Source organism: Pseudomonas fluorescens (assembly GCF_902498065.1).
GTDB lineage: Bacteria > Pseudomonadota > Gammaproteobacteria > Pseudomonadales > Pseudomonadaceae > Aquipseudomonas > Aquipseudomonas fluorescens_BJ.
On sequence record NZ_CABVIR010000001.1, the window covers coordinates 1,717,375 to 1,733,977 of the forward strand.

Consider the following 16,603-nt stretch of genomic DNA (forward strand, 5'->3'; position numbering starts at 1 on the left):
TTGTAGTTGCCCGTTTTCGTTTCGACAGACGGCCAACAACCGGTATTTCGGCGCGAAAAGGCATTGCGCTCACGGGGGTGAAATCGCGCATCATGGGCGCAGTCCGAACAAGGGAGATTTCCATGCGTGTCCTGTCATCCGTTTTGCGTCTTGCTACGTTGTCATTGGGCTTGTTGTTCGCCGCGAAGGCGCTGGCGGCCGACGAGAAACAACTGATCGACTCGATCAACGACTACCGCAGCCAGGTGCAACGTTGCGCGGGTGAAGTATCGTCGGAGCTGCCGCCGCTGGCGGGTGATCCACGGCTGGCGCTGTCGGCCACCAGCATCGGCAACCTGCAACAGGCCATGGTCGCGGCGAATTACCCGATGAAGAATGTGCAGGCAATCAGCCTGTCCGGACCGCGTGATGCAGCTTCGGCGATGAAAGCGATCCAGGAGAGTTTTTGCCAGATCGTGCTGGACCCGCAATTCGTCGACATCGGCGTGAGCCGCCAGGACCGTGAATGGCGCATCGTGCTGGCCCGTCCATTGTTGAGCGCACGCCTGGGCGACTGGCAGGCGGAGGGCCAGAAGTTGCTGGCCGAGCTCAACACCGCCCGCAGCCGTCCACGTCAGTGCGGCACGCAATCCTTTGCCGCCGCCGCGCCGCTGACCTGGAACGTCACCCTGGCGACAGCGGCCGAAGAGCATTCCCGGTCGATGGCCAACAACAATTACTTCGACCACAAGGACCGCGACGGTCGTACCCCGGGTGACCGCGCAGAACTGGCGGGTTACAGCGCCCAGTTGATCGGCGAGAACATCGCCGCCGGGCAAGACAGCGTGCGCAAGGTCGTCGATGGCTGGGTCGCCAGCCCCGGCCACTGCGCCAACCTGATGAACCCGCAGTTCCAAGAGTTGGGCGCGGCGTATGCGGTGGACCCGAAGAGCGATTCGGGGATTTACTGGACGGCGATGTTTGGTACGCCGTAAACGCCCGGATCGCGCAGAAAAACCGGACGCTCTTGATGGGGTCCGGTTCTTCTGCGCGATCGGTCAACCCGTCATAGACTCTGTCGATCAGCCGGTCATCAAGAGTGATTGGACGCCAGTGGCCCTTGGCTTGAGCCGATGCCGAAGGGCAACGTACCCAACATCTCCACAAGCATTTTTATCGAGGTCGGCGATCAGTGTTCGACACTGGTCGAGGCCGGTTCAGGCACTCGCCTGAACCACCTCGATCCCCAGTTTCCGATAATCCCCGACATCGCCCGTCGCCACGTGACGCTCGGTGATCAGCGTATGGATGCGGCTGCACGGCGCGACCACAAACGGCTCGACCGCACCCAGTTTGTCCGCCGTGGTGACGGCGATCACCTGCGAAGCGCTGTCGAGCAGCGCCTGTTTCACCGGCACCTCATCGAAGTGCAACGAGCTGATGCCAACTTGCGGATGAATTGCACAGACCCCGGTGAACAGCACATCAGCCTTGATGCCCTGGAGCAAGCGCACGGTCTCGTGACCGCTGACCGACATCGTGGCGAGGTTGAGTTGCCCGCCCGCCAGAATCACCTTGATGCCTGTGTACTCGGCCAGGATGATCGCAGTCATCGGCGAGGTCGTGATGGCGGTGATGGCAATGTCCGAAGGCAACGAGCGCGCGATCTGCAGCGTAGTGGTGCCGGAATCGAACATCACGATCTGGCCATTCTCCACCCGACTGGCCGCGAGTTGCGCGAGGTGGGTTTTCACCTCATCGGTTTCGCTGACCCGCGTGAAGTAATCCTTGCCCGTATCCTTGGGCCGAGGCAGCGCACCGCCGTGCACGCGCTGTACCAAGCCGGCCGTGGCCAACTCCGACAGGTCACGGCGGATAGTGTCTTCCGAGACGGCGAAATGCTGACTCAACTCCGACGCCATGACCTTGCCGTCACGTTCGAGGATCAGCAGGATTTTCTGCCGGCGCAGATGAGGGAGTTCGGCGGCCGAGTGTTGATCGTGCATGTTTACGCCTGATTTTGCGGGTTTGTGCGAGATTAGCCAAACCTTCACGCAAACACAATCGATGCAAGAGCCCCATCGCCGACAAGCCAGGGCTCCTGGGATTGCGGTGAAGCGTCAGTTGATCGCGACCTGAGCCACACGGCCCGTGGCCACCAGCGCTTTCAGCGACGTGTCGAACTGCTTCAGAGCGTTCTCTTGCAACGCGATTTGCTGGTTGATCTGCGCGGCGATCTCCGGTGCGGCTTTGCCGTGCACCCAGACCGAAGGCATTTGTTGTGTGCGTGAGCCCTCGGCCTTGCCGATGTATTGCAGGTTCGAGTCATAAAAACTGGCCATGAACCGCGCTTCAACCTGATTGTTGCGCTTGGACACCAGACGGCTGTAGGTGTCGAGCATCACCACCACATCCGGGTGCGCCTGCACCAGCGCATCGAGGTTGTCGTAAACCGTCACCGAGGCAAACTCTTTGTGCAACGACCCCATCAACCCGTTGATCGCCCGTTTCGGATCGGAACTGTTGACGAAGGCGCTGCTGATGCGCGAGTCCAGTTCAGGGTTCTTCGCGCCGTTCAGCGCAACCGAGTGGTACTGCTCAAGGTATTCGAGGGTGCTGACGGTGTTTTCGCTGTAGAGCACGCCCACCGATTGCGCGTGCTGCAAGCTCGCGGCGCTGTCGGCGACCGGCAGGAAGTGGCAGGACTGTTCGGCCGCGTACGCCGGCACGGTGGCGGCAACGCTGCCGGTCAGGACAGCGACAAGGGTCAGCAGGGTAGACATTCTCATCGCGCAGGTTCCTTCGGAGGCGAATTCGGTATGTGGCTATCCTCCTCCCTTGGCGAAAAAACAGAACTTGCGATTCTTGATGATGGTTATTGATCAAACGAATGGTTGCGGCAAAAGGGACCGTTGCGCTTTGCCCTCACACCCCCGGCCGATCCGCAACCGGTGCATGTTGCGCCATCAACTCGACCACCCAATCAATAAACACGCGCAGCTTCAGGCTGATGTGCCGGTTCGGCGGGAAGGCCACATACAACGGCATCGTATCGAGCCGCCAACCCTCGAACAGAGGCACCAATTCGCCGCTCGCCTCATAGTCCCGGGACATGTATCTGGGCAGCCAAAGCACACCGAGCCCGGCGAGGCCCGCCGCAAGAAACGCGTTGCCATCATCGACGGCCAGCACGTAGCGTCCTTTGATCTGCAACCGTTCACGCTCGTTGTACAGCGCGTAGGGCACGGGTTTGCCGGTGCGCGCCCACAAGAAACCGACGACGCGATGCGCCGAATCCTCCAGCTCTCGCGGATGTAGCGGCAGGCCAACGCGCGCCAGATAGCTCGGTGCCGCAAACACGCCAAGTGGCAGGTCCGCGACACGCCGGGCCATCAACGACTGGTCCATCAGTTCGCCGCCGCGCACCACGCAATCGACGTTCTCATCGATCATGTCGACGATGCGATCGCTGACGCCCATGTCGATCTGGATGTCCGGGTAGCGCGCATAAAACCCAGGCAATGCTGGCACCAGAATCATCCTCGCCAGCGGGCTCGGCACATCCACACGAAGTCGGCCTCTGGGTAACGTCGCCGCACCGGACAGGCTGGTTTCGGCATCGTCCATATCGGCCAGCAGCCGTAACACCCGCTCGTAGTAGACCGCGCCATCGGCTGTGACGTTGACCTTGCGCGTGGTGCGGTTGAGCAACTTGACGCGCAACCGTGCCTCCAGTTGCTGCACCAGTTGGGTCACGGTGGTCTTGCTCATGTGCAAGGTGTCGGCCGCCTTGGTAAAGCTGCCCGCCTCCACCACGCGCGCAAATGCCTGCATTGCATCAAAACGGTCCATTGCGGCCCCAGGTATCAATCGGATTGTTTGGGTTTCACAAACAGTGCTGGCCAAGGTTGCTCGTTTATCGTCCCGATGCAAGTCCCTACAGTCTCTACATCGACGATAGAGAGCCCTTGATGGAGGCATTTCATGACGCAGCGCGATGTTGTTTTCCCACCCCAACGCCAGGCGCTTTATGAGCGCAATCGGTACTCGCCGGCTATTCGCTCCAACGGCTTTTTGTTCGTCTCGGGGCAAGTCGGCAGCACTGAGGATGGATCGCCCGAACCTGATTTGGAGAAACAGGTGCGACTGGCCTTCTCCAATCTGAACGCAATCCTCGCAGCGGCCGACTGCACGTTCGACGACGTGATTGATGTCACCGTGTTCATCGTCGACCCCGAATCGACTTTCGAAACTATCTGGAAGATCGTGCCGGAATTCTGGGGTAACGCGCCGCACCCCACGCTGACCGGGGTCGGCGTAACGTGGCTGTACGGTTTCCAGTTCGAGATCAAGGTGATCGCCAGACTTCCAGACACCGCCGAGGGATGAAATGAAATCTGCGCAGGGATGAATGCGTTTTCCGTTCGGCGTTAGAATCGGAATGTTCCGCTCACATTTTCGAGGATGACCCAGGCATGTCCACGTCCGCTACTTCCCTGCAAGACACCGCGGCGCCGGAAGGCGTTTGTTATGGCTGCGGCAGCCGCAACCCGCACGGGCTGCACGTCAAGAGCTTCTGGCATGAAGACGGCGTGCACGTCATCGCCGAGCACGTGCCCGACGCCAGGTATTGCGGCTGGCCGGACCTGGTGTACGGCGGCTTGATCGCGATGCTGGTTGATTGCCATTCCAACTGGACCGTGATGGCGTATCACTACCGGATGGAAAACCGCGAACCCGCCAGCCTTCCACGCATCAATTGCGTCACGGGCAACCTCGGCATCAAGTTCATCAAACCGACGCCAATGGGCGTTCCGCTGACCTTGCGGGCGAAAGTCGAAGGTGATGTCGGGCGCAAAACCCGGGTTATCTGCGAGATCTACGCCGGGGACGTGCTCACGGCGGTGGGCGACTCCATTTTTGTTCGCGTCGACACCGATCAATTGGCCGCCGTCGCGCACAATCGATAGGTCGCCCCTACCCGGCCTTGAGGCCAACCGGCGTGGCTGGGACTGAACATGTTGCTGCGCCCGCGCCGCTCACTGTCGCCCTTCGAAACGGACGCTAAACCAACGGCCAACTGGTTTCTGAAGGGCATGACGGGGAATGTGCTCAACCCGAAAATCGGGGTTTTTTACGTCTCTTTTCTCCCGCAGTTCATTCCCCAGGGCCACTCATTGATTGCCTGGACATTTGGCCTGGTCAGCATTCACGTGGTGATCGGTTTGATCTGGTCGTTAACGTTGATTCGCGCGACACAGCCACTCGCCGCGGTACTGCGACGGGAAAAAGTCATCACGTGGATGGACCGCACGACGGGCATGATCTTTGTCCTGTTTGCGGCGCGGTTGGCGTTTGCTAACCGGTGATGGATTTGTCTGCTGTTGCTTATCCATAGGACTTCAGGCGCTCTAGAGATAGCCCGAATTGCGAGGGGGCCTCGAGAAATAGCCGCTCGGCGAGTTTTCGCTCAAACCCGGGAACCTGCTCAAGCGAGCAACTCGGTGATCCACCGCGCCTGCCGGGCGATGTCTTGCACCTTTTCCTCAGGTACAGCCTGCCGCGCGCGGGCGAACTGGGTGAGGGTCTGCTGTTTGTGGCGCAGGATGCGCTGCCACTTGACCAGGAACGCCGGGCTGCGTGCCTGCATCTGTAGCGGGCCGAAGTACAGTTCCTCGGCCGTGTACGTCACCGGCCCGACGCGCTCGGCGACGATGATTTCGTAGTAGAAACGGTTTTCGTGCAGCACTTCCTCGCAGAGGATGCGGTAGCCATTTTCCATCAGCCATTGGCGCAGTGGCTGCTCGCCGCCGTTGGGCTGCAGGACCAGGCGCTCGTGGCCACTCAGGTGCGCCTTGCCGCTGTCGAGGATGTCGCGGATCGTCTCGCCACCCATGCCGCAGATGCTGATCGCGGTGATCCCGTCGCCCGGCTCGATCGCCGCCAGGCCATCGGCCAGGCGCACGGTGATCCGCTGGCCCAGCCCGTTTTCGCGCACGGTGCGTTCGGCCGAGTGGAACGGCGTCAATGCCACCTCGCCCGCCACCGCCGACGCGATGGCGCCACGGCGCATCAATGCCACCGGCAAGTAGGCGTGATCCGAGCCAATATCGGCCAGGCGCGCACCGGCTGGCATATGCGCGGCCACGCGCTCCAGGCGCATGGACAATGTCTGTTCGTTCAACTGCAGTTCCTTTTCACCACGAAGGTCCGGCCCCTGTGGCATGAGTGCGGGCCGCCATGATGCGTGGTGAGGGAGGCAGGGTAAAGGGCCGGCGCGGGTTGTGTGACTGGCTTGCCTGTCGTCGTGCCTTCGGCAAGACAGGCTCGAACAGTTGAATCGCCTTAGTCCCTGTCTTTTGTCGTACGAATGAGATTGCCCCGTAACTTCACGATGGCCTGCTGCAGTTGCACGAACTCGTCGGCATCGAGACCGGTTTGCGGAAAGCCGTCTTCCGAGAGACCTTCACGCAGTTTTCGCCCCTCTTTAGTGAGACTGATCCGCACTTGGCGTTCGTCTTCCGGGTCGCGCTGGCGCAGCACATAACCCATGGCTTCCAACTTCTTCAGGATCGGCGTGAGGGTGTTGGACTCGAGGAACAGTTTTTCGCCGAGGCTGCCAACGGTCTGGTTGTCTTCCTCCCACAGCACCACGAGGGTGATGTATTGCGTATAGGTGAGTCCGAGCCGCTCGAGCATGGGCTTGTAAGCCTTGCCGAAGGCGAGGTTAGAGGAATAGACCGCAAAACACAGGAAGTCTGAAAGCTTCAGGTCGAGGGCGGATGTCTTTTCAGTGGGTTTCATGAGCATGCTCCGGGCCAAAGACAATGGATCGCAAGGCGAAACTATACATCGCATGCGATGGTATCGGAAGTGCTCGTTAATGTGATGATCGATTTCCACGGGCAGCAGGCGACCGGCTCACCAGAGATGCGCCCTGATGAGCCGTGCGCCGGCAGCGGCGAGCCTGATCCTTGAACATCAAGAATCAGGCCTTCATGCCTATGAGCTAGTCACTTACCTCCGCGACTTGAACACGATCCGCACTACAAACCTGGATCGGCAGGTTTTTCACATGGACTCACGACGTCTGAACATTCAAGTAAACGTCAATGTTGCCGCGCGTGGCCTTCGAGTAGGGGCAGATTTGATCCGCCGCATGCGCGATTTCGCACGCGACCTCATGAGGCAGGCCTGGCAGGTTTATGTTGAACCCGGCCTGCAGGAAGTAAGCATTCCCGGTTTGCCCCAGATCGATCTCGATGTCGACGGACACGTCGGCTGGAATAGTCACCTTCAACGCTTTGGCCGCCAGGCCAAGCGCTGCGATGTAGCAGGCCGACCATGCGCCGGCAAACAACTGCTCGGCCGTCGGGTGCGGCTGGGTGGCGGCGAATACATGGGCCGGTTTGGCGCTTCCCGTCGTTGAGAGTTCGATGTCGAGGTTGCCGTTGTGCCCGCGCGACGTGTTACCGGAACTGCTCAGCGTGGTGTGCGTTTTGCCGGTAGCCAATACTTTTTCGATTTTGCTCATCGGTGATTCCTTGAGTTTTTTATTAAAGTCAAATAGCACTAAAGACACGTAACTATCTGACGCAACTCATTTTATAAGCACGATCAAATCACCGAGAATGCCGGAAAAACCGATCACCTTCGGTTTTTCCGGCCCCCCGCTGCCCCTCTCTGGGATCAAGCACGTCACCACTCGTCGCCAAGTCGCAGCACACGCTTTGACATCGCTGGGTCTTTACTTGAATATATTTGCATCGCATACGACTTAATCGATAGCGATAAAAATCCACCGCAACTCTTGCCGTTTGGAGAATCCGCCATGAACGCCGCCAGCAGCCTCACAATCTCTATCCCTCATGCTTGCCATGGCCACAACGGCAACAACTGGATCACCGCTTCGTGAAGCTGACCCAGCTCCGAACGTTCTGTTCAGTGGTCGACATGGGCAGTTTTCGTTCGGCGGCACGAGCACTGGACGTGGCCCAAAGCACGTTGACCGAGTCGATTCAAAGCCTGGAAAGAGAACTGGGGACCACCCTGTTGGTGCGCTCCAATCAAGGCATCAGTCTGACCCTGGCCGGCAAGGTTTTCCTGACCCGGGCACGCTCGATCATTCTGGATTGTGATCGAGCTGTTCAAGACGTCCGACAAAGCCAGGGGGCGCCAGAAGGTCAGATCGCATTGGGTATCACGGCGGAACCTTTGGCTGCGTGCCTGATGCCGGTCTTCAACAGTTTTACCCGCCGATTTCCAAACGTGCGGCTACACGTCGCCAGTGGGCAGACGAAGAGGCTGATTGAAATGATCCGCGCGGGCCGGCTCGACTTTGTGATGTGTCCACTGAGCACTGATGTCTGCGATATCGACTTGCAGATTGAGCGGCTTTACCGCTCGCAAGCCAGCGTCATCGCGCGCAAGGGCCATCCCCTGGCGGATGCTCGCTCAGTGCGCGACCTCGCCGATTGCCAGTGGATCAGCGTCCGGCCGGCGGGGATGGCGGGTAGCGCGGAGAACCAGCTGACCGATCTGTTCAGAGACCAGGGCTTGCCGCCTCCGAAGATCGTGATCACGACCGAGTCGCTGCTGGAAATCCTGCACATTATCGCCGAGACGGATTACCTGACCATGGAGCCCGGCGTGCTTGCCGGCATGAAGCTGTTTTCGGCGTCGCTTACCAGCATTGCAATCCGCGAGCCATTGGAGTCGTGCGAGGTGTGCTTGATCAGTCGTCGAGTTTCCCCCTTCACTCCGGTCACCCAAGAACTGACCAGCATGCTGATCTCGTACTCGCGCTTGCGTCACCGGGCCAAGGGGTAAGGTTCGACTGGGCATTCAACCGGTTCCGCCCGCTAAAACCGAAGTTCGGTGGCCGGTGAAACCGAACCGGTGACGGCTTCGCTCGCCGCCCACCGGTTCAACTCCAGCCTGCCGATTACAGATCGGTGATTTCCTTGTGGCGCGGTACCAACAGTTTCATCACGCTCCACGCCACCAGGTAGGCCACCGCACAGATGGCGAACATGATCATGTAGCCGGTGTGAATATCGTTGATCGATTTGTAGTAGTCGAAAACCCAACCGCCAATCTTCGTCATCACGACCCCGCCCATGCCGCCGGCCAAACCGCCAATGCCGACCACCGATGCGATGGATTTTTGCGGGAACATGTCAGACACCGTGGTGAAGATGTTGCACGACCACGCCTGATGCGCCGACGCTCCGATACCGATCAATATCACCGGCACCCAGAAACTGATGTAACCCAATGGCTGCGCCAGTAGTACCAGCAGCGGGAAGAACGCGATGACCAGCATGGCTTTCATCCGACCGTCATACGGCGCATCGCCACGTGCCATGAAATAGCTCGGGAACCAGCCGCCGCCGATGCTGCCGACCATGGTCATGCTGTACAACACGGCCAACGGCAACACGATGGCCGCGCCCTTCATGCCGTACTGCGCCGACAGGTAGGTCGGCAGCCAGAACAGGAAGAACCACCACACGCCGTCGGTCATGAATTTACCGAAGGCGAACGCCCAGGTCTGGCGGTAGGTCAGCAATTTGAACCACGATACTTTTTTCTCGGCAACGCCCGGTGCCGGGGTGGCGATCACTTGCGCATCGCTGCGGATGAAGGCCAGTTCCTCTGCCGAGAGGCGTTTTTGATTTTCAGGTTTTTCGTAGAGCGCAATCCACACGGCCACCCAGACGAAGCCCAGCATGCCGATCACGATGAACGCCGCTTCCCAACCCCACAGGCTGGCAATCAGCGGTACGCAAATCGGCGCCAGGATCGCGCCCACGTTGGCGCCGGAGTTGAAGATACCGGTGGCGAAGGAGCGTTCCTTCTTCGGGAAGTATTCGGCAGTGGCCTTGATCGCAATCGGGAAGTTACCCGCCTCGCCTATCGCCAGCACGGCGCGGGACAGCATGAAGCCTGCGATCGAGACCGGGATGACGGCAAGACCGAACGCGCTGCTCACCGCCGCGATGCCCTCGCCCATAGGCACTGAAAAGGCATGCATCATGGCGCCGGTCGACCAGATACTGATCGCGATGATGTAGGCCTTTTTGGTGCCGATCTTGTCGACGAAACGGCCGGCAAACAGCATGGAAATCGCATACACAAACTGGAATACGGAAGCGATGTTGGCGTAGTCGCTGTTACTCCAGCCAAATTGCGTCGACAAATCCGGCGCCAACAGACTGAGCACCTGGCGGTCGAGGTAATTGACGGTCGTGGCGAAGAACAACAACGCACAGATCGTCCAGCGATATTTGCCGACGGCCTGGCCGACACGTTGCGCATTGATGGGCTCGTTCAGATTCATGGCATCACTTTATTATTGGATTGTGGTGATGATCTCTCGGTTTCAAGCGAGATCAATTCTTACGCACAGCACACGGTTCTGTGGCTCGCGTCAGACGAGTAGCAAGGGCAATCGGGAGGTTGGCGATGCGGCTACCGACATCGGGGATGACGGAGCGCAGGTACAGTCAGGGCCACAAGAAGCGGCATGCGGAGAAGCGAGAATGCGAATGGAGTTCATGATGGGACCCGATTTTTGTTTTTAGAGGCGTAACATCGTATGTCATCGTACAACTGCGCCTTTTATATCGAGTCCCCTACCCGGCTGTCAATCTGGAAAATTGCCGTTCGTCTCATAAAACAACACGCCTGAAATGTGGACTGCGCCAAACGGCAACGGCTTCGCCGCCCTTGAAGAGGCGAGCCTGTCGGATGTAGCGGTGGGCATTTGAAAATAAGATAGTCGTACGACAACGCATGTCGTTACGGTTTAGCCTTCTGTAGGTGCGTTATCGGCCATCGCGAGCTCGCGCCTACAGTTGCCGGGACTCATTTGACCAGGCGCTTTTCCTTGGACGGTCTGTACCCGAAATACGAGCTGTAGCACTTGCTGAAATGACTCGGTGACACAAAACCACACGCCACCAGCACATCCACCTGGGACAGCTCCGTGTGCTGCAGCAGCCGGCGCGCTTCGGTAATCCGCAATTCCATGTAATAGCGCTGAGGCGTGGTGCCAAGCTGCTCCTTGAACAGGCGTTCGAGTTGGCGGCGAGAACGACCCGCGTAGACCGCCAACTGCTCCAGTTCCAGAGGCTCTTCGAGGTTGGCGTCCATCAGCTTCACCACCTCGCGCAAGGGTGCGCTCACACAGACATTTTCCGTCGGTTTGATCCGCCGGTAGCGCGACTCTTCGAACGCGAGGATGTCCTCGATCCCTTCGACAAGCGCCTTGTCGTGCAAGCTCTTGATCCAGTCCAGCGCCATGTGGAACGCGCCCGAAGGACTGGACGCCGTGAGCCGGTCTCGATCAATGACAAAAGGCTCACTGGTGACATGCGTCGCTTTCGCCACTTCCGCGAGTGCGGGGCGATGTTCGGGGTGAATCGCGCAACGATAGCCGTCGAGCAAGCCCGCACTCCCGAGGAACCAGGCACCATTCCACAAACCGGCCAGGCTCACGCCATGATCCGAGGCGGCTCTGAGCAAGCTGATCAGCTCATCCGTCACCTTCAGTTCAGTCCTGTAGCCACCGCAGATGACCAACAGATCGAGGTCATGAACCACGGAACAATCGATACGCGCATCCGGCCGGATGACCAGCCCCAGATCGCTGACGACTTCCCCATCGTCCAAGCCGAACGTGCGGGACGAAAACAGTTTGGGTCGTAGCAGATTCGCGGTAACGATCGTATCCAGTGCCTGGGTAAAAGCAGGCAGCGAGAAATGTTCGAGCAGCAAAAAGCCTGTCCGTGTCATTTGAACAGGCTCGTTGGGGTTGTCGTTCAGATAGCGAAGATTCTTCCCCTTCATGCCTCCGCTGAATTGGCGTCGTTCGATCAAGGTGTGTGGCACTCGGTTGCGTTAACGGACAGGGCGTCTGGTCCCTCAGGATATCGCAAAACGGTCCACGCTCCTCCATCTGGTTCCTCTGCAGACAGCGCCATGATCCACACCTTGCTCGCGGCTTCCCTGTCGCAGATCAAAAACGAATTGAACCCTGTGCGTCATCATGTTTTCGAAAGGTTATCAGTGCTGCCCCATGATCCGGAAAGGCGCCATTGCAGAGGGAACCCAGATGAACAGTAGAGTTCTGCTTCTGATCGCCAGCCTCGGCCCAACCCTGGTTTTCGCTGAAGGCTGCGACGTGCTGACCCGCTCCCAAAGTCCTTCCGTGCCCGTGATCGAATCCCATAGCTGCTATGAGTACGAAGGCATGCCGGTAAATTCCATCGATTGGTCATGCAGCAATGAAAGCAAGGAGATGACGACCAGCACCAAGAAAAAGGTCGAACAGTGCGACGATCATTATCAGGCCACTTGCATCGCAACCTTGACTCAGGAGTCGCTGGCCAATCCTCATTCCACCAGTAAGGACAAGAACGCCAAGTCGCTTAACATTCCCGACAATGCCCAAGTGACCACGTATTACTACGACGCCGAACACTTGAACCAGGTGAAGATCGATTGCGAGTCAGGCGGTGGGCACTGGAAAGCGAAGTGATCAGCCAGGTTTAATTGGGTCGCCCCGAACACTTACCCTGCTAATTCGCAGCAGGACCTTTACAAGTAAGTGTGACTACGCGCCCAAAACATTATCGAGTCGCGACAATATACAGGCGCCACTTAAGTGACTGTTACCCGCTATACTCCAACCAGCCGCCGCCTTACAGGCACCACCCCCCGACACTTCTACCGCGAGAATAATTCACGCGCGCCGACGAATGAGTTATATAAGAAAAAATCTATACAATTCATAATGTTAACTCTAACAAAACGACCAACATCCATCTTGCTGAAATTTCAAAAAACCATAAAAGACCCGACCAAGAATAAAAAGTTTCAAACTTTTCAACCAAATAAAAAAAATACACATAACACTTTTAAATACTGTTCTTCGATGCTAATAATCCGGACGGTTCCGGGTTCCAGGCAACACACTTCCTCACCTGAAGTGAACATCAGCTCACCTCACGTGCCGATGAGCCGACCTTAATCAAGTTCAAAACCGCTAGCGTGTTACTCAAGTTTCAACAAACCTTAGCCGCTGTTGTGTTGCGCACTAAAACTGCGCGAGGAAGGCATCATCGCTCGCCATAAGATTAAAATCCTTTCGATCTTCGGAACCCGTCCAGAAGCCATCAAGATGGCGCCGTTAGTCAAAGCCCTCGCCGCGGAACCGAACATTGATTCGCAGATCTGCGTCACTGGCCAGCATCAAAGCATGCTGAAACAGGTGCTGGATCTGTTCGACCTCAAGGCTGATTACACCCTTGATGTGATGACGCAACAGCAGTCGCTCAACTCGCTGACGGCGGCGTTGTACACAGCGATTGACCCGGTGCTGGAATTGGCCCGCCCGGACCGGGTACTGGTGCATGGCGACACCACCTCGGCCATGGTCGCCGCGATGGCGGCGTTTCATCGACGCATCCCGGTCGGCCATGTGGAAGCCGGGCTGCGCACCGGTGATATCTATAGTCCATGGCCGGAAGAGATGAACCGTCGCTGCATCGACCTGGGCGCCGACATGCTGTTTGCGCCGACCCAAGAATCGCGCCAGAACCTGCTCGACGAACGCCTGCAGGGCCGCACCTTCGTGACCGGCAATACGGTGATCGACGCGTTGCAGATGACCGCACGGCGCATCGAGCTGGACGCTGACTTGCGGGCCAGCCTGGACCAGCAATTCTCGTTTCTGCAGAGCGGCCGCAAGGTGCTGCTGGTGACCGGGCATCGTCGGGAAAACTTCGGTGAAGGCTTCCTGGATATCTGCAAGGCCCTGAGTCATCTCGCCCGGCGCGCGGATATCCAGATTGTCTATCCGGTGCATTTGAACCCCAATGTCATGGGCCCGGTCACCGAGCACCTCGGCGATCTGCCCAACGTACACCTGATCAAACCGCTGGACTACCTGGCCTTCGTGCGCCTGATGCAACGGGCTCACGTGATCCTCACCGACTCCGGTGGCGTGCAGGAAGAAGCGCCGTCCCTGGGCAAGCCGGTGCTGGTCATGCGTGACGTGACCGAACGTCCGGAAGCGGTCGCGGCGGGCACGGTGCGCCTGGTTGGCACTGCACCGGACTCGATTATCGCCGGGGTCAACGCGCTGTTTGATGACGACCTGCTGTGGCGTCGCAGCTCCCTGGCGGCCAACCCTTATGGCGATGGAAAGGCCAGCACGCGCATCGTCGACGCCCTGATGGGCCGCGCGGTCGATGACTTCGTCGTGGCATGCGCGCTGCCCAGGTTCCTGCAACACCCGACAGCGGCTGCCGTGCGCGAGGAACCCGGGGAAAACCTCCCGGCCTTCACCTCTCAATAAACCAAAACTGCTCCTCCCCCTATCTGCTCGAGATCGACCTGAATGAAGTCTTCCGTTGCCATCCATACGGGTGCGCTCAGCGCCCTTGCCTGTGGCGTGAGCCTGCTCGCGCTCATGCCGACTTTTGCCTTGGCCGCGGACAGCCCGCTCACCCAGGCGATCAACCGACTCAACGCCGACACTCGCCAGGAGCGTGAGGTGCGCTTGAGCGATCTGGGAATCGACGCGCCAATCATCCTCGGCTCCACCGATGCTCGCCGCGAACTGTATCTGCCGCTGCCGGCGGGTGTACCGTTGACAGACGCCAACCTCAATTTCAACGCCAGTTACCTCAATGGCGAACGCGGCCGCAACACGTTGCTGCTGTCGCTGGACGGCTATCCGGTGCGTGCCGAAGGCCTCAGCGAAGCCCAGGGTGACGCCAGCGCCATGCTCGGCGTGGACAAGAAAGCACGGGACAGCGGCTCGCTGCGACTGGGCGTTGCCTGGTCGTCCATCGTGTCCCGTGTGCTGTGTGAAGACGAACGCGCCATCGGCAATGTGTTGCGGATCGAACCCGACACCCGCCTCACCTACAGCTACGACGCCAACCTGTTGCAGAACGTCGGCGCTGCCTGGACGGCATTGCCTGGCAAACCGGGCATCATGGTCGCGCCGGGCACCTTGTCTGCCGAAAGCTACGACGCGGCGTGGCGCCTCGGTGTAGCGCTGGAGCGGATCGGCAAGCACAGCCGCATCCTGCCCTTCCCGGCCGTTCAAGACAGCGTTGACCTTGGCGGCCTGCGCATCCCCGCCGAGTTGCTGGCCATTCCCGCGTTCGCCAGCCTCAACGGCAAAAGCCCCCACGTTCTGGCGGACGCGGCGCAAATCGGCGCATTGCTGATGCTTGGCCAGACGCCGAACGTCCAGGCCGATCTGGCTATCAACGACCCGCAACTGCTCAAGGCCGTCAATGAATCACTCGACGCGCTACAGAGCCAGATCCAAGGCCTCGACGCCACGGCAACGAACGCCTTCATGCAGTGGCGTGAGCGCCATGTCAACGCAGGTCTGGCCGCTACCGGTACTGACAACGTGCGCCTGGCCTTGCTCGGCACACGTCCGGTGCTGATGATCGCGCCGCAAGCCACCGGCAAAGCGCTGGCGTTGTTCAGCTCGGCCTGGAACACCCTGGCACGCAGCCGCCAATTAACGGTCAGCGAAGCGCAGTTGCCGTTGAGCGCCGACGGTCGCGTGGCGTTGTCGCGGCTGGGCGGCAAACCCGGCGCCATCGACGTGCTTGCAAAGTCCGACTGGAGCACGTCGTTCCCGTTGGGCAGCGTGGCCTATGACGGTCGCCTGCCGGTGAAGGCAGTGATCGACGTGTCCGCCGCACCCGGTGCATCGGACACCGCGCCAGTGGCTTCGCTGTTTCTCAACGATTATCTGATTGGCGCACAACAGCTGGTGGCCAACGGTGAAATGCAGCGCATCGAAGCGCGTATCCCGCGTTATGCGGTGGGGGCAACGAACGTCTTGCGCGTGTCGTTCCAGCGTCAGCCAGTGAGTGATCGCTGCCTGGAAACGCCGCAAGCCTTCCCGGTATCGGTGCTGCCGACCAGCCACATCGTGCTGGATAAAACGGCTCTGGGTGATGACTTCTCCGGCATGGCCGCGCGGTTTGCCATGGACGCGCAAATCCTTGTGCCACAGGCCTACCTCGAACACCCGGCGAGCAGCCTGCCGCAGGTGATTTCGGTGGCTGTTGCCGCGGGTGTATCGCCGTTGCGCGCACAGCTGAAGGTCAGTGCCGATGCCAAGGCTTCGGTCACCGCGGACAAAACCTTCCTCGCCTTCGAGTTGCCGATCAAGGACAGCAAGGAATCGGTGCAAGTCGATGAACAGGGTCGTCTGCGCATCAATCACAAAGATCAAGTGTTGCTGGACGTGCAGCCCCTCAACCATCTGGCCTCGTTGCAAGTGGTGGATGCCGGCGGCCAACACGGTCTGGTCTATCGCGCCCTGGGCACCGACGCACCGCGCTTCGCCAAACCAATTCTGCTGAGCCGCGGCGACGTCGCCATCCTGGGTGACAACGGTGCACTGACTACCTTCGATACAGAGGACCCGAGCGGCAGCCAATTGATCGACAACGAAGCACCCAAGGGCCTCGACGCCTGGCGCACGCCGTCGCTGTTGTGGCTGATACCGGGCGGCATCCTGTTGGTCCTCATCCTGTTGCTGGCTGGCCGTAGTGCCCGCCGCAATCGCCAGTAACGG

At 59.3% G+C, this 16,603-nt stretch carries 15 protein-coding genes and 1 pseudogene; 8 read left to right on the forward strand and 8 right to left on the reverse strand.

Annotated elements, in window-relative coordinates; translation table 11 throughout:
* Positions 1 to 122: 122 nt before the first annotated feature.
* The gene (locus F8N43_RS08000; protein WP_150633017.1) at positions 123 to 974 is read left to right on the forward strand and encodes a CAP domain-containing protein; all 852 of its coding nucleotides are present in this window, start codon (positions 123 to 125) and stop codon (positions 972 to 974) included.
* A 222-nt stretch (positions 975 to 1,196) separates the two neighbouring features.
* Here the strand turns inward: F8N43_RS08000 and F8N43_RS08005 are convergent, their stop codons facing one another.
* The 3 genes from F8N43_RS08005 to F8N43_RS08015 form a co-directional block, all read right to left on the reverse strand.
* On the reverse strand, positions 1,197 to 1,985 hold the full coding sequence (locus tag F8N43_RS08005; protein ID WP_150653551.1) for a DeoR/GlpR family DNA-binding transcription regulator: 789 nt from the start codon (positions 1,983 to 1,985) through the stop codon (positions 1,197 to 1,199).
* Positions 1,986 to 2,099: 114 nt separating this feature from the next.
* Positions 2,100 to 2,768: an ATPase gene (locus F8N43_RS08010; RefSeq protein WP_150653552.1), complete on the reverse strand. Its 669-nt coding sequence runs from the start codon at positions 2,766 to 2,768 to the stop codon at positions 2,100 to 2,102.
* A 136-nt stretch (positions 2,769 to 2,904) separates the two neighbouring features.
* Positions 2,905 to 3,831, reverse strand: coding sequence for a LysR family transcriptional regulator (locus F8N43_RS08015; protein WP_150633014.1), 927 nt, complete (start codon positions 3,829 to 3,831; stop codon positions 2,905 to 2,907).
* A gap of 132 nt (positions 3,832 to 3,963) precedes the next feature.
* Between F8N43_RS08015 and F8N43_RS08020 the strand changes: the two genes are divergently transcribed.
* The 3 genes and pseudogenes from F8N43_RS08020 to F8N43_RS08030 form a co-directional block, all read left to right on the forward strand.
* Positions 3,964 to 4,368 (forward strand): RidA family protein, encoded by a 405-nt coding sequence (locus F8N43_RS08020; RefSeq protein ID WP_150639791.1) that lies wholly within the window; start codon positions 3,964 to 3,966, stop codon positions 4,366 to 4,368.
* Between the two features lie 86 nt (positions 4,369 to 4,454).
* Positions 4,455 to 4,949 (forward strand): PaaI family thioesterase, encoded by a 495-nt coding sequence (locus F8N43_RS08025; protein WP_150633012.1) that lies wholly within the window; start codon positions 4,455 to 4,457, stop codon positions 4,947 to 4,949.
* A 30-nt stretch (positions 4,950 to 4,979) separates the two neighbouring features.
* Positions 4,980 to 5,348 (forward strand): annotated as a pseudogene (locus F8N43_RS08030) (LysE family translocator); the annotation flags it as partial.
* A gap of 119 nt (positions 5,349 to 5,467) precedes the next feature.
* On the opposite strand, the gene F8N43_RS08035 reads toward F8N43_RS08030, so the two are convergent.
* The 3 genes from F8N43_RS08035 to F8N43_RS08045 form a co-directional block, all read right to left on the reverse strand.
* Positions 5,468 to 6,163 (reverse strand): tRNA (adenine(22)-N(1))-methyltransferase, encoded by a 696-nt coding sequence (locus F8N43_RS08035; RefSeq protein WP_318182891.1) that lies wholly within the window; start codon positions 6,161 to 6,163, stop codon positions 5,468 to 5,470.
* A gap of 161 nt (positions 6,164 to 6,324) precedes the next feature.
* Positions 6,325 to 6,783: a MarR family winged helix-turn-helix transcriptional regulator gene (locus F8N43_RS08040; protein ID WP_150633009.1), complete on the reverse strand. Its 459-nt coding sequence runs from the start codon at positions 6,781 to 6,783 to the stop codon at positions 6,325 to 6,327.
* Positions 6,784 to 7,060: 277 nt separating this feature from the next.
* The gene (locus tag F8N43_RS08045) at positions 7,061 to 7,513 is read right to left on the reverse strand and encodes an Ohr family peroxiredoxin (RefSeq protein ID WP_150633008.1); all 453 of its coding nucleotides are present in this window, start codon (positions 7,511 to 7,513) and stop codon (positions 7,061 to 7,063) included.
* Positions 7,514 to 7,890: 377 nt separating this feature from the next.
* On the opposite strand from F8N43_RS08045, the gene F8N43_RS08050 reads away from it, so the two are divergent.
* Complete coding sequence (locus F8N43_RS08050; protein ID WP_150653554.1) at positions 7,891 to 8,808, forward strand: LysR substrate-binding domain-containing protein; 918 nt, start codon at positions 7,891 to 7,893, stop codon at positions 8,806 to 8,808.
* Between the two features lie 115 nt (positions 8,809 to 8,923).
* Here the strand turns inward: F8N43_RS08050 and F8N43_RS08055 are convergent, their stop codons facing one another.
* The gene (locus F8N43_RS08055; RefSeq protein WP_150639796.1) at positions 8,924 to 10,321 is read right to left on the reverse strand and encodes an MFS transporter; all 1,398 of its coding nucleotides are present in this window, start codon (positions 10,319 to 10,321) and stop codon (positions 8,924 to 8,926) included.
* A 527-nt stretch (positions 10,322 to 10,848) separates the two neighbouring features.
* Entirely contained in the window at positions 10,849 to 11,862 is a 1,014-nt protein-coding gene (locus tag F8N43_RS08060) for a GlxA family transcriptional regulator (protein WP_191623725.1), read from the reverse strand.
* A gap of 235 nt (positions 11,863 to 12,097) precedes the next feature.
* Between F8N43_RS08060 and F8N43_RS08065 the strand changes: the two genes are divergently transcribed.
* The 3 genes from F8N43_RS08065 (at position 12,098) to F8N43_RS08075 (ending at position 16,600) form a co-directional block, all read left to right on the forward strand.
* The gene (locus F8N43_RS08065; protein ID WP_150633004.1) at positions 12,098 to 12,523 is read left to right on the forward strand and encodes a hypothetical protein; all 426 of its coding nucleotides are present in this window, start codon (positions 12,098 to 12,100) and stop codon (positions 12,521 to 12,523) included.
* A 642-nt stretch (positions 12,524 to 13,165) separates the two neighbouring features.
* Entirely contained in the window at positions 13,166 to 14,344 is a 1,179-nt protein-coding gene (gene wecB / locus F8N43_RS08070) for a non-hydrolyzing UDP-N-acetylglucosamine 2-epimerase (RefSeq protein ID WP_412072585.1), read from the forward strand.
* A gap of 42 nt (positions 14,345 to 14,386) precedes the next feature.
* A complete protein-coding gene (locus tag F8N43_RS08075; RefSeq protein ID WP_150639797.1) occupies positions 14,387 to 16,600 on the forward strand; it encodes a hypothetical protein in 2,214 nt (737 codons plus the stop codon).
* Positions 16,601 to 16,603: the final 3 nt, after the last annotated feature.

Coding starts and splice junctions, on each gene's coding strand:
- F8N43_RS08025 (WP_150633012.1), top strand. CDS start 4,455: ATGTCCACGTCCGCTACTTCCCTGCAAGACACCGCGGCGCCGGAAGGC.
- F8N43_RS08020 (WP_150639791.1), top strand. CDS start 3,964: ATGACGCAGCGCGATGTTGTTTTCCCACCCCAACGCCAGGCGCTTTAT.
- F8N43_RS08005 (WP_150653551.1), bottom strand. CDS start 1,985: ATGCACGATCAACACTCGGCCGCCGAACTCCCTCATCTGCGCCGGCAG.
- wecB (WP_412072585.1), top strand. CDS start 13,166: ATGGCGCCGTTAGTCAAAGCCCTCGCCGCGGAACCGAACATTGATTCG.
- F8N43_RS08000 (WP_150633017.1), top strand. CDS start 123: ATGCGTGTCCTGTCATCCGTTTTGCGTCTTGCTACGTTGTCATTGGGC.
- F8N43_RS08015 (WP_150633014.1), bottom strand. CDS start 3,831: ATGGACCGTTTTGATGCAATGCAGGCATTTGCGCGCGTGGTGGAGGCG.
- F8N43_RS08065 (WP_150633004.1), top strand. CDS start 12,098: ATGAACAGTAGAGTTCTGCTTCTGATCGCCAGCCTCGGCCCAACCCTG.
- F8N43_RS08040 (WP_150633009.1), bottom strand. CDS start 6,783: ATGAAACCCACTGAAAAGACATCCGCCCTCGACCTGAAGCTTTCAGAC.
- F8N43_RS08075 (WP_150639797.1), top strand. CDS start 14,387: ATGAAGTCTTCCGTTGCCATCCATACGGGTGCGCTCAGCGCCCTTGCC.
- F8N43_RS08010 (WP_150653552.1), bottom strand. CDS start 2,768: ATGAGAATGTCTACCCTGCTGACCCTTGTCGCTGTCCTGACCGGCAGC.
- F8N43_RS08045 (WP_150633008.1), bottom strand. CDS start 7,513: ATGAGCAAAATCGAAAAAGTATTGGCTACCGGCAAAACGCACACCACG.
- F8N43_RS08055 (WP_150639796.1), bottom strand. CDS start 10,321: ATGAATCTGAACGAGCCCATCAATGCGCAACGTGTCGGCCAGGCCGTC.